The 12189-nt window shown below is 71.4% G+C and carries 11 protein-coding genes and 1 pseudogene; 7 read left to right on the forward strand and 5 right to left on the reverse strand.

What is annotated here, in order from left to right; all coding sequences use genetic code 11:
• A partial coding sequence (locus AC08OU_RS16455; protein ID WP_476605245.1) for an AfsR/SARP family transcriptional regulator occupies positions 1-1266 on the reverse strand: 1266 nt, incomplete at its 3' end.
• A gap of 515 nt (positions 1267-1781) precedes the next feature.
• Between AC08OU_RS16455 and AC08OU_RS16460 the strand changes: the two genes are divergently transcribed.
• Positions 1782-2525: a hypothetical protein gene (locus AC08OU_RS16460; protein ID WP_476605246.1), complete on the forward strand. Its 744-nt coding sequence runs from the start codon at positions 1782-1784 to the stop codon at positions 2523-2525.
• Between the two features lie 65 nt (positions 2526-2590).
• Entirely contained in the window at positions 2591-3241 is a 651-nt protein-coding gene (locus AC08OU_RS16465; RefSeq protein ID WP_476600992.1) for an SAV_6107 family HEPN domain-containing protein, read from the forward strand.
• A 76-nt stretch (positions 3242-3317) separates the two neighbouring features.
• Here the strand turns inward: AC08OU_RS16465 and AC08OU_RS16470 are convergent, their stop codons facing one another.
• Positions 3318-3560 carry a hypothetical protein gene (locus AC08OU_RS16470; RefSeq protein WP_476600993.1) on the reverse strand — a complete coding sequence of 81 codons (243 nt, stop codon included), beginning with the start codon at positions 3558-3560 and terminating at the stop codon, positions 3318-3320.
• On the opposite strand from AC08OU_RS16470, the gene AC08OU_RS16475 reads away from it, so the two are divergent.
• Positions 3559-4440 (forward strand): methyltransferase domain-containing protein, encoded by an 882-nt coding sequence (locus tag AC08OU_RS16475; protein WP_476600995.1) that lies wholly within the window; start codon positions 3559-3561, stop codon positions 4438-4440. The two genes, AC08OU_RS16470 and AC08OU_RS16475, sit on opposite strands and share 2 nt — an antisense overlap.
• A gap of 88 nt (positions 4441-4528) precedes the next feature.
• On the forward strand, positions 4529-4939 hold the full coding sequence (locus AC08OU_RS16480) for a DUF3040 domain-containing protein (protein ID WP_462203442.1): 411 nt from the start codon (positions 4529-4531) through the stop codon (positions 4937-4939).
• On the opposite strand, the gene AC08OU_RS16485 is transcribed toward AC08OU_RS16480, so the two are convergent.
• The 3 genes from AC08OU_RS16485 to AC08OU_RS16495 are packed head-to-tail and all read right to left on the reverse strand — an operon-like array spanning position 4887 to position 9879.
• The gene (locus AC08OU_RS16485) at positions 4887-7463 is read right to left on the reverse strand and encodes a transglutaminaseTgpA domain-containing protein (RefSeq protein WP_476600997.1); all 2577 of its coding nucleotides are present in this window, start codon (positions 7461-7463) and stop codon (positions 4887-4889) included. The two genes, AC08OU_RS16480 and AC08OU_RS16485, sit on opposite strands and share 53 nt — an antisense overlap.
• On the reverse strand, positions 7460-8827 hold the full coding sequence (locus tag AC08OU_RS16490; protein WP_476600998.1) for a DUF58 domain-containing protein: 1368 nt from the start codon (positions 8825-8827) through the stop codon (positions 7460-7462). Before AC08OU_RS16490 ends, AC08OU_RS16485 begins: the two co-directional genes overlap by 4 nt.
• 23 nt (positions 8828-8850) lie before the next feature.
• Complete coding sequence (locus AC08OU_RS16495; RefSeq protein ID WP_462203445.1) at positions 8851-9879, reverse strand: AAA family ATPase; 1029 nt, start codon at positions 9877-9879, stop codon at positions 8851-8853.
• A gap of 457 nt (positions 9880-10336) precedes the next feature.
• Here AC08OU_RS16495 and mraZ point away from each other — a divergent pair, with 457 nt between their 5' ends.
• The 3 genes and pseudogenes from mraZ to AC08OU_RS16510 all read left to right on the forward strand — a co-directional run.
• On the forward strand, positions 10337-10768 hold the full coding sequence (gene mraZ, locus AC08OU_RS16500; RefSeq protein ID WP_476601000.1) for a division/cell wall cluster transcriptional repressor MraZ: 432 nt from the start codon (positions 10337-10339) through the stop codon (positions 10766-10768).
• A 223-nt stretch (positions 10769-10991) separates the two neighbouring features.
• On the forward strand, positions 10992-11978 hold the full coding sequence (gene rsmH, locus AC08OU_RS16505) for a 16S rRNA (cytosine(1402)-N(4))-methyltransferase RsmH (RefSeq protein ID WP_476601002.1): 987 nt from the start codon (positions 10992-10994) through the stop codon (positions 11976-11978).
• Positions 11975-12189, forward strand: a pseudogene (locus tag AC08OU_RS16510) (hypothetical protein); the annotation flags it as partial. The gene rsmH and the pseudogene AC08OU_RS16510, both read left to right, overlap by 4 nt.

Below are 12189 nucleotides of genomic sequence, written 5' to 3' on the forward strand. Positions count from 1 at the left end.
CAGATCCAGATCCAGATCCAGATCCAGCTTGCGCCCGGCGATCTGGATCGCCAGCGGTAGGTAGCCGCACAGACCGACGATGTCGCGCGCGGCCTCGGGTTCGGCGTCGACCCGCTGCGTGCTGACCACCTTGGCCAGCAGCTCCACCGCGTCACTGGGCAGCAGGACGTCCACCATCCAGTACGGGGCGTTCAGGCCGTGCAGCCGCGACCGACTCGTGATGATGACCGCGCAGCCCGGGCCGGTCGGCATCAGCGGCCGGATCTGCGCCTCGCCCCCCGCGTTGTCGAGGATGATCAGAACCTTGCGGGTCACGAGCAGCTCCCGGTACATCTCGCCGAGATCGTCGGGGTCGGCCGGTACCGCGGAGCGGCTGACCCCGAGCGTCTGGATGAACCGGGACAGCACCCGGGCCGGGTCCAGTGGGGTGCTGTTGCCCCGCAGGTCCACGTACAGCGTGTCGGTGAACCCCGTGCGGACGCGATGCGCGACGTGCACGGCCAAGGCGGTCTTGCCGGCGCCGGCCTTACCCGCGAACGCCGCCACCACGGTTCCCCATGACAGCCCGACCGGATCGGTCAGCATGGCGTGCACCTGGGCCTGGATCGTGTCGCGCCCGGTGTATTCGCGGATGTCCGGGGGCAGCTGGTATCCCCCCTGGCTCGTGGGCGCCACGGAGACCGGCCGGTCGAGCGAGCGGGGCGGGGTCCAGGCCAGGCTGGACGTGCCGCGCAGCACGTCCTCCTGCAGCTGCTGCAACATCGCGGAGTCCAGCCCCAGGTCGTGCAGTGCCTCCAGGCCCTCTTGGCAGGCCCGGGCCGCGTCCTCGATCCGACCGTCCCGATAGAAGGCGAGAACCAGCTCCCGGCGCAGCCCGTCGTCGTGGGGGTGCCGTGTCACCAGCACGCGCAGATCCCCGATGACCTCGCGATGACGACCCAGGGAGAGGTCGGCGGCGATCCGGGTCTTGACGACGTCGAGCTGGAGTTCGTCGAGGGCGTCCACGTAGGCCCGGGTGAACGGGTAGTCGATCAGGTCGACCAGCGGCGGTCCCCGCCAGAGGGCCTGGGCCTCCTGCAGCGGGGCGATCGCGCTCACCGGGTCACCGTCGTCCACCGCGCGCCGGCCCTGTTCCAGCAGCCGACGGGCCTGTTCGGAGTCGATCTGCTCCGGGCGTACGTCGAGGACGTACCCGGTCCCCTTGCGCAACAGCACCTCGGGCCCGGTCTCCAGCCGCCGCCGCAGCTCGCTGACATGGGTGCGCAATGTGGCCAGCGCCTTCTCCGGCGGTGGATCCCCCCCAGATCACCTCCAGCAGCCGGTGACCGGGCACCACCTGACCGGCTTCCAGCAGCAACGCGGCCATCAGCACCTTGCGCTGGGTGCCGCCTAGCACGATGGGTGCCCCCCGGCGGTGATCTCCAACGGGCCGAGGATGGCGAACTGCAGGTTGTCGCGGTCGGGCATCTGGTCCTCTCGTATGACCCCCGGTGATGTCTGTTTACCGCAGCGTGCGCCGGGAGGGGACATGGCGGCAACCACCGATCTGGAACGACCCCTGTCGTTTCCGCGTCAGGCCTGCCCGGTGCCCGGTGCCCGGTGCCCGGTGCCCGGTGCCCGGTGCCCGGTGCGACGCGGGTAGCGGTCCGGCTCCGTGGGGCGTCGCGTGACCCGATCGCGGAATCCGGCTGTTTCGATCAACACATTCTCAATGGTTCTGGTGATTGTGCGTGCAGTGGGCGTTGATCGCTCGGAGGTGCACTGAGCCCACGAAACCGAGGGTGGCAGGCGGCCGGGAGACGGCCGGCGAGGCGGAGGGGGTTGGGAGCATGGCGATCACGGTGCCCAGGAGCCTGGCGAGGCGGCCCGCGTCGGCAGCGGGCCCGGGTCCGGGCCCGGCGGCCGGGGCGGGCTTTCTCCCGCGGCGGGCCGGCGGACTGCCGCACGAGCTGGTCTTCCGGATCGAGTCGGTGTCCCGGCACGCCTCGGTCCGGCACGTGCACATAGAGACCGGCGAGGGCGCGGTGCTGGCCGACTGGTGGTCGCGGGGCCGGGTCGAGCTGATGGCGGCCGGCCGGCCGTTCGTGCTGGAGACCGATCTCGATGGTTCCGGGATCCGTCTGGTCGAACCCATGGGACGGGTGCCCCTGGCCGCCTTCGAGCCAGGCCGCCACGGGGGCCGGGTGCGCCTGTCGGACGGTGCCACGCTGCGCTGGCTCACGCCGACCCGCGGCGAGTTCGCCAGCGGGCTCGTGGGTCACCGCGACGTGAACATCATCCGGTTTGCGCTGGACGGAACGGCGCTTGTCGTGGCCAATCCGGATGCGCTCGACCCGGGGGTCACCCGGGTGGCCCGGACGCCGGGTGCGGGTTCGGGACATGTCTGTCGGGGGAAAGTCGCGGACCCGCGGCTGGGATGGGTTCCCGACGTGGTAGCTCTGCTCGTCCTCGGCTGGTTTCTTCGGGTGGTCGAGTCCGAGGTCGTCGGATCTTCTCGATCGCGTGTTCGATACCTAGGTGCTTGACGGGCGGCGTCGGAGAGGGTTCACTACTTTGTGATCGAACCTATGTTCGAGATCTGGGAGGTGTCGTGACCACCGTGACCAGTCGGCCGATCAGTGGCTCGATCAGTGGCTCGGACCCGGCGGGAGGAGCGGCCCGCAGTAAGGGCGCGTTCGGCGGCCATGGTGGATCCACCGGGCCGCGCGGTGCGTCCACCGAGCCGGTTGGACGGACCCTGGTGTCGGCGGCGGGGCTGCCCCGCCGCTTCCGTGACGATCTGTTGGTCGCCGCCCGGCGTGGTCTCGGTGAGGCCGAGTACGCCCAGACGACCGGGGATCGCTACGCCCTCGCCCATCTCGCGGCGCTGCGGGCGGCGGCCGCCGCCCTGGCGGACCGGGCCCGGCCCCGTCCCGGTCGTCGCGGTCGGCCCGTGAGTGCCTGGTGCCTGCTTGTCCGGGTGGCCCCCGAGCTCGCGGAGTGGGCGGAGTTCTTCGCGGCGGGGGCCGCCCGGCGATCGGCGGCCGAGGCCGGGCTGAAGGTGGTGACCAGGCGGGAGGCCGACGATCTGATCCATCAGGTCGATCTGTTCATCGGGGTTGTCGAGGGCGTGCTGGGCCTGCCGTCCCAACCAGTGATCGCCGGCACCGGTCCGGTCGGGCGTGGGGAGGTCGCGATGGTCACGCCGCCGAGCCGACCACGGTCAGCCTGCCCTCGGCCCGGCGACGCCCCGGGCGGGTGACGAGCGGTTGCGTTTACGGTGATCATCAGTCACTATCGGTTACCCCCCGAGGGGCGGTGGCTGGCGGAGCAGGAGATCATCGATGGTCCTCACCGGTTCTGGGCATCGGCACCGCGGCGCGCATCGGGCCGTGCCGTCCGCCGTTGCGCGTCGCAACAGCTGGGTACTGCGGGTCGTAGGGCTGTCGGCTGGCGGGCTGGTCGTCGGGGTTGTCATAGGTCTCACCGTGGGTCAGTGACGCGCCCGGTCCTCCGGCGTGGGCGAGCGGGCTGATGGCGGCGATGCCGACGATGCCGGCCTGAGGAGGCACGACGCGCATGACCAGCCATGTCACCGGCGCGGATCTGCGGCAGGCTGCGATCTGGCACGGCCTGCGGACGGTCCTGCCCGGATCGGCAGCGGGGGTTCCGGCCTGGTCGGTGGCCCCGACGGCCGCGACCATCCCGCCGATCATCGTTGCCGCGGGCGGTGGGAGTGGTAGCTTCGCTGTCCCCCTGGCGGTCGAGGGCTACCTGGTGATCGTCGTGGACCCGTCGCCGGACGCCCTGGCAGCGTTGCGCCGTCGCGCCGACGAACGGGGCGTCGCCGACCGGGTCACGGCCGAGCAGGGCGACCTGACCGGCATCGTCGGCACCGAGACCGCCGATTTGTTGCTGTGCCACTCCGTCCTCGACGTCGTTGACGATCCCGGGGCCGCGCTGGCGGGGGCCCTGCGGGTGCTGCGCCCGGGAGGCGTCCTCAGCCTCGTCGTCGCGGGCCGGGCTGCCACAGTGCTCGCCCGTGCCCTGGCGGGTCGCTTCGAGCAGGCGCAGGCCGTGCTGACCGGCCAGGGCACCGGGGCGCCCCGGGCGGCCGCCGGGTTCACCACCGCCGAGATCGTCGCGCTGGTGGACGGGGCTGGCGCGGACGTCGTCGACGTCCACGGGGTGCGCGTGTTCGCCGACCTGGTCCCCGGGGCACTGGTCGACTCCGATGCCTTCACCGCGCAGCGGCTGCTACGCCTGGAACTGGCCGCGGCCGCCCGGGAGCCGTTCCGTGACCTCGCGGCACAGCTGCATGTGCTTGCCCGCCGTCGTGCCGCTGGTACCGCTTGTGAAACCGGCACCGCCGGTTCCCGTGATCGTGGATTTCCCGGTATGAAAGACCCCAGTTCGGGCACGGACCAGGTGACGGGAATCGCTCGGTTCCAACCAGCATGACAGGTTGCCTACCGCACCCGCCCGCACATGCCTATCCTTGGTTATCAGGTTCCGTCCGCCGGGCCTACAGGTCGTGGGAGGAGCGTCGATGCCGCTCTCGGAGAACGAGCAGCGCCTGCTGGAGCAGATCGAGCGCGCTCTCGTACAGGACGATCCGAAGTTTGCCAGTACCGTCCGTTCGACGGACCCCCGTACCTACCTGCTGCGCCGGGTGCGCCGCAGCGCGGTCGTCTTCGTCCTCGGTCTGGCCGTCCTGGTCGTCGGCGTGGTGCTCAACCAGGTACCGCTGACGGTGATCCTCGGCATCCTCGGTTTCCTCATGATGTTGTTCGCCGCGCTGCGCGGTGCGGCGGGCCTGCGCCGGATCAGCGGCCGTGACACCGGTCACCGGCGGCCGGGCGGTGTGCAGGGGGGATCGAAGCCGAAGCCGCGGGCTAGGGCTCCGTTCATGGAACGGGTCGAGGAGCGGTGGCGGCGGCGCTGGGAGGACCGTCCCTGACCGGGTCCGGCCAGTCCTGATTGTCATCATTGTCATCGTTCTGAATCGTGGCGGGCGTGGCGGGTGCGGCGGGTGCGTCGTCCCCGCCGCCTCCCTGTCCCGTCCTCGACCGTCCGCGCGCCGAGGTCGGCGCGTCGCGTCGGAGAACCGATGCCGGGGCGATCCGCGCCAACATCCGCCTGGCCCGCGGTGCCAGCACCCACAGCGTGGTGGTGGCCAGGACGACATCCTCGCCGAGGTCTGCGACGGACGGCGGCGCGGCCATCTCCGGTGGCGCGTAGCGGGCCCGCTCCTCCGCGGAGGCCAGCCGGGCGAGTGCCGCGCGGGCCTGCGGGTAGGTCGTGGGGGGCCCGCCGTCCCCGGATTGCCACGCAGACGGTTCCGGGCGGGACCCCGGGGCCTGTGCGGTGGTCGGCTCGGCGTCCAGGTAGGCGGTCAGCCGGGCCACCCCGGCCCGCGGCGAGTCGCTCGGCCGGATCATGATTCCCAGATCCGCGGCGACGTCCAGCAGTTCTGCCCAGGCGTCGTGGACCCGTTCCACCGTCGCCCCAGACGGGTCTGAAGGATCGTCTTCGGCCGGGCGCAGCCGGACCCGCCTCCGCTGGATCCGGGTGATCGCCGGAACGGCCAGCAGGCCCAGGACGGGCAGGGCACCGCACAGCCAGATCACCCAGGAGGGAATCCCGGTGGAGGTCGATGCGCCATCACCTGACCGCGGGGCGTCCACCGCGGTCGGATCGTCGCCGGGAGCCGGCGTGGAGGTATCCGGCACGGGCACCGGCTCGGGCGCTGCCTGCAGTTCGGTCTGATCCTGATCTTCCGGCAGGGCGGCCTCATTGTCGGGGTCCTCGGGCCCGGCGGGGGCGTAGGACGGCGCCGAGGTGGCTCCGTCGCTGCGGCGGGTCGGCTCGAAGCTGATCCAGCCGATCGACGGGAACCAGACCTCAGGCCAGGCATGCGCCTGCCGGTTGGTGATGACGTAGCTGCCGTCACTCTGCCGCTCCCCGGGGACGAAGCCGATCGCGACCCGGGCGGGTAGGCCCAGTATCCGCACCATGACCGTCATGGCCGAGGCGAACTGCTCGCAGTAGCCGCGGTGGGTGTCGAACAGGAACTGGCTGAGCGCGCCCTCCTGCGTGGTGGGGGCGCCCTGGAGGTCGTAGGTGAACTGCGGCCCCCGCAGGTATTCCTGGATCGCGTACACCTTTTCATAGGGGGTGCGCGCATCCGCGGTCACGGCCTTGGTGAGCTGGCGCAGCTGGGGATCGAGATTGTCAGGGAGCGCGGTCGCGATGTCGAGCGAGTCCGGGATCGGCCCGGTCGCGGCCTGAAGTTGCGCGCTCGTGGGATTCGGCACCACCGCGTCCACCTGGTAGTGCGCGTTCGCCGTCGAGGTCCGGGTCGAGAAGATCGTGCCTGTCGGGCTCGCCAGCCGCCAGTCGCCGGTCAGCCCCTCGATCCGGGTTGGGATGCCCGGAACTGGCAGATACAGCTCGTTGAACCGCCCGGTGACGGCCACTTCCGCACGCACCGACTGGGTGGTGCCGCCCGTCCGTGGTTTCGGTAGTCCCTCGCTGACCCGGTTCTCCCGGGTGGCGTTCAACGCCCGCAGGGTGAACAGCTGGCCGTCGAAGTTCTCCAGCGCCGTCAGTCGCAGATACTCCGGCTTGTCGAAGCGCACCCGAAGCAGGGGCACCTCCGTGCTGGCGTGCAGCTGCTGGCTCACCGAGACGATCGGCTGCACGACGCTGGCTGAACTCGGACCGTCCCCGGCGCCGGATCCACCCTTGCGCGACACTAGTCCCTCGCCGTCAAGGGACGGCAGGCCCAACGGCACCGCGATCGCAGCGACCAGCGCGGTGACGGCGACCCCGAGCGCGCCCACGGCGAGGCGACCGCCGAACATCTCGACGCCGGCCCTCCGCTGGTCGGAGACGGTCCGGCCCCATCGCCCGTACGCCAACCGCCCGTCGAGCAGGAGCAGGGCGATGAAGCTCACCGCGCCGAGTAGGAAGGGCACCGTGCCGACGCCCCCGGGCAGAATCGCCGCCGACACCGCATACAGCGCCAGCAGCGGAAGGCCGCCGAGCGTCGGGTGGTCGAACTTCACCACGATCAGATCGACGATCATGACCAGGAGGTAGACGCCGATCACCGTGAGGACCACCAGGCCCGGCCGATCGGGCACCGGCGCGGCCAGCCGTGAGATGTCGGAGCCGCCGGCGGAGATGAGCGTGCGCAGCGTCTTGACCGTGGTGGCGGTCGGCAGGAAGCCCAGCAACGCCGTCGACCGCGCGGACAGCACGGTGACGGTGCCGATGAGGCCGACCAGACTGAGCAGGATCCCGGCCGCCGCCGGCAGCAGGAGCAGGCGGCTCGCCACCCCCGTCCCCACGGCCACGGCCGTGGCGACGAGTACCGGCCCGAACCACCAGAGGACACCCTCGAACAGACGGGTCAGCGCGCTGGTGGACAGCAGACAGACGACGGTGACGATCACTGTGGGCACCGGGCGGGCGTTCACGGCACCGACCGTCCGCCGATGTGGAGACCGCCGCTGTGCCCCGTTGCCCCGGTGAGTCCCACGGTCCCGGCACGTCCGGAGACTCCGGCGGCACTCGAAGCACCGACGCCGCCCGTGCCCCGGGCCCGGGCGGCGACCCGCGGCCACATCGCCGCGAGGCTGGTGCCCGCCGCCGCGACAAGGACCGCCCAGCCAGCGCGGGTGAGCACCGCGTGCGTCGTTCCGAGGTCGGCGGCGATCTTCGGGGCCGCCGCGGCGGTGCTCCAGCTGGCCACGTCGACGAGCACCGCGATCGCCGGGGCGCTGCGGGGCCGCAGCCCGGCCAGCGCGGCGGCAGTGGGCGCATCGGTGTGGCCGAGGACGGCGATAAACATGCCGCCGTGATCGGCCTGCCTGCGGCCGGCCGCGAGCGCTGGGTGCAGGGACTCGGTGGGGGCGGGCGTCAGCGTTGAAAGCTCGTCGAGGAGCCCGCCGACGGTACCCCCCGCGGCGATGGCCGCCAGCCCCTGATCGGCCAGCAGTCGGACCCGGTACCCGCCCCGGACGAGGTGGACGCCGATCGCCCCGACCGCGCTCACCGCCCACTCGAACGATGCTGAGGGGCCTCTGTCGGGCCACGCCCGGGCCCGGGTGTCGATCAGGATAGTCGCCCCGCCCGTCTGCGGGTGCTCCTCGCGCCGGACCATCAGCTCGCCGCGGCGGGCGGTTGTCTTCCAATGCACCTTGCGCAGGTCGTCGCCGGACCGGTACGGACGGGTCGTCGTCTCGTTCTCACCCGCGAGCCCGGTCGGGCGGCGCAGCTGGGTGCTGACACGCGCGGCACCGATCGGGCGGGCCGACGGCAGCCGCTCGATCGGGGGGGCCACGACCAGCTCGTCCAGGCTGCGGAAACTGCGCGACAGTTCGCACAGCCCGAACGGGTCACCGAGGCGGATCGCCATCGGTCCGATCTGGTAGCGACCGCGCATCCCCGCGTGCAGGACATAGGACAGGTCCCGGCTGCCACCGGGCTCGATCCGGCCGAGTACGAACCGGACCCCGCCGCCCAGCCCGTCCGCGGCGGCGTCCTCCACCAGGAGCACCGACGACGGCGACCGGCTGACGTTTTCCAGTCTGATCCGGACCGAGACCCGGTCCCCGGCGGTCACCCGGCTCGGTTCGAGCCGGCGGGTGCAGGCGAGCCGGTAGCGGGTCCGGCAGACGAAGGCCGCCGCGAGCACGGGGAGGAGAATGAGGAGCAGGCCGATCCGCAGCAGGTCCTGCTCGCCGAGCACGGCCGCGGACGCCGCGCAGGCGATGCCGGCGGCGACGAACGACCGGCCGCGGATCGTCAGGCCACGCAGCGCCGCGACAAAGTCGCGCACCCGGAGGTTCCACACACGGAGCTCTAACGGCCGTGCCGGGTTGGGCGTGCCGTACCGGGACGAAGGATCGGAATCCGGCGCAGGACGTCGGTCAGGATGCGGGCGGCGACCTCGATCGTCGGCTCTCCGGAGAGCATGATCTCGGGCTGCAGCAGTAGGCGGTGCGCCATGACCGGGACAGCCATCTCCTGAACGTCGTCGGGGAGGACGAAACCGCGCTGGTCCAGGGCCGCGCGGGCTCGGGCAGCACGGATGAGATGCAGCGCCGCCCGGGGGGACGCGCCGAGCGCGATCTCAGGATGCGTGCGGGTCCCGCCGACCAGGTCGACGATGTAGTGGCGCGCTTCGGGCGAGACGTGCACCGTGCGGACGAGTGCGATCAGCTTGGCGATCTCGGCGGCGTCGGTGACCGGGGTGATGCCGGCCAGCGGGTTGGCGTTGCCGTGGCTGTCGAGCATCTCCAGCTCGGCCGCGGGGGAGGGGTAGCCCATCGAGATCCGGGCGGTGAAACGGTCGCGCTGGGCCTCCGGCAACGCCCGGGTGCCCTCCATCTCCACCGGGTTCTGGGTCGCGATCACCATGAAGGGCGACTCGAGCCGGTAGGTGACGCCGTCGACCGTGACCTGGTGTTCTTCCATGCATTCGAGGAGCGCCGACTGCGCCTTCGGCTCGGCGCGGTTGATCTCGTCGCCGACGACGATGTTGGCGAACACCGGACCGGGACGGAACTCGAAGTCACGGGTGCCCTGGTTGTAGACGCTGACCCCGGTGACGTCGCTGGGGAGCAGGTCCGGAGTGAACTGGATGCGGCGTACCCGGGCGTCGATGGACCGTGCGAGGGCCTTGGCGAGCATGGTCTTGCCGACCCCGGGGACGTCCTCGATCAGCAGATGGCCCTCGGACAGCAGCACGACCAGGGCCGCCGTGATCGCCTCGGACTTGCCGTCGATGACCGTCTCGATGCTGGCCCGCACCCGGTTGGTGACATCGGCGAGATGGCCGATGTCGGTCACCGGGTCACGCCAGTGCAGAAGACCAGGGTCGGTCACCACGAGTTTGGCCCCCCTCCGGGTGTCGAGTGTCGGGATGCGTCGCGCGTCGGGATGCGCGAACCCGGCCCCGGTGGGACCTGTCCCCCCCCGAGTGTGACATCCACCGCGGGCGTGCAGGCCGTGGTGGTCGAGGAAACATGCCTCGAACCGGAGCCCGACAGGAGATGAGGGGTAGGTGTCTGTATCTGATCGGCCTCGCCGGGACGGCGGGTGAGACCGAATGTTCCTTCATCCACCAGAGTCATTTGTACTGATTTTTTGCGACTTCTACCACCTTCTTCTTAGGTAGCGCGGGCGACCCCCAATGGAGGGGGTTCGGTGGGGTGGTACGGGGTGTTGAGGGGGTGTCGGGTGGGGGAGTGGGGTAGAGTGGCGCGCAGTGGGGGACAGCAGCTTACGGGTGACCGTCGCGGGGTGACCTGTCGTTGTCTTCCTCGCGGTGGCGAGGAGGTTGCTGGTGTTTCTCGGCAGCCACGCGCCGCGGCTCGACGACAAAGGGCGGCTGACGCTGCCCGCGAAATTCCGTGACGAGTGGGAGGGGGGTCTTGTGATCACCAAGGGGCAGGAACGCTGCCTGTACGTCTTTCCGATGGCGGAGTTCACCCGGATCAGCGAGTCCCTCCGCACTGTTCCGGTTACCGCAAAGGCATTGCGTGACTACAGTCGGGTGTTTTTCTCCTCGGCCGCGGACGACGTGCCGGACCGGCAGGGGCGGATCACGATTCCGGCTCCGCTGCGGTCCTACGCGGGCTTGATGCGCGACTGCGTGGTCAATGGGGCCAACACTCGGATTGAGATCTGGGATGCCCAGCGGTGGCAGACCTACCTGGAAAGCCAGGAGGAGAGCTTCGCCGAGCTGTCCGAGGAGGTCCTGCCCGGAGTGATCTGAGCTGCCCCGGGTTCATGGATCCGGGTGCTCCGCGGGCTCGCCACGCGCACCGTCCCTTCCGGCTGTCCCTTCCCCGGCGGCCGGCATCCGGGACGTACGCGAGGGCGGTTGACCTCGGTCACCCGACCCGGGCCCGCCGCCCGGTGGCTTTCGCCGATGAAGCCCCCATGCCCGTCAGTACATCTGAAGACGAGGTCCACGAGCGGTCGAGGGAGGCTCAGCACTGAACGCCACACATACGCCTGTGCTGACCGACCGTGTACTGACTTTGTTGGCCCCCGCCCTGCGGGTATCCGGAGCGATCGTGGTGGACGCGACGGTGAGTCTCGGTGGGCATGCCGCGGCTGTGCTCACGGCCTTCCCGCACGTACGGCTGGTGGGGCTCGACCGCGACCCCGACGCCTTGGAGCGCAGCGGCGAGCGGCTGCACGGGCTCGCCCCCGGCCGGGTGGAGCTTGTCCACGCCGTCTACGACGAGGCGGCCGAGATCCTGGACCGGCTCGGTCATCCGGTGGTGCAGGGCGTCCTGTTCGACCTCGGCGTGTCGTCGTTGCAGCTGGACACGGACGACCGTGGGTTCGCCTACTCCCGGGACGCGCCGCTGGACATGCGGATGGACCAGACGCGGGGCAGGACGGCCGCCGACATCCTCAACACCTACGATGCCGACGCGCTGACCCACATCCTGCGGGAATACGGCGAGGAGCGATTCGCCCGCCGCATCGCCGGTGCGATCGTCCAGGCCAGGGCCGTCGCCCCGTTCGTCGCCTCGGCGCGGCTCGCCGACCTGGTACGCGACGCCATCCCGGCGCCGGCCCGGCGGACCGGCGGCAATCCGGCGAAACGTACCTTCCAAGCGTTACGTATCGAGGTCAACGCCGAGCTCGACGTGCTCGCCCGGGCGTTGCCCGCGGCCTTCGACGCGCTGGCCGTGTCCGGCCGGCTCGTCGTCCTATCGTACCACTCGCTCGAGGACCGGCTGGTCAAGCGGCAACTGCGCGGCTATGCGGAGGCCTTGGTCCCGCCGGGCCTGCCGGTGGTGCCCGAGGGCGCGGGCCCCAGGCTGCGCTGGTTGACCCGAGGTGCGGAACCGGCGAGCGAGACCGAGAAGGCCGAGAACCCGCGGGCGGCCTCCGTCCGTCTGCGTGCCGTCGAACGTACCGCGCCGAACCCGGACCACACCCGGAAACCGACCGGAGGCGCATCGTGACCGCTCCCGCGCAGCCGCTCTCCCGCGCCGGGCGTTCCGCCCCCGGGCGGACCGGCTCCGGGCGGCCCGACTCCAGGCAAAGGGGCGGTGGGCGGACGACAAGCGCCCCGACCTCCTCGACGGGGCGGCCCGCGGCCCGCTCGGCCGGCGCGACCGCTCCGGCCATCGACCCGCAGCCGCGCCGGGCGCCGAGCCGGGCGCGGCTCGCGGT

The sequence above is a fragment of the Frankia sp. CcMO1 genome, assembly GCF_977945845.1.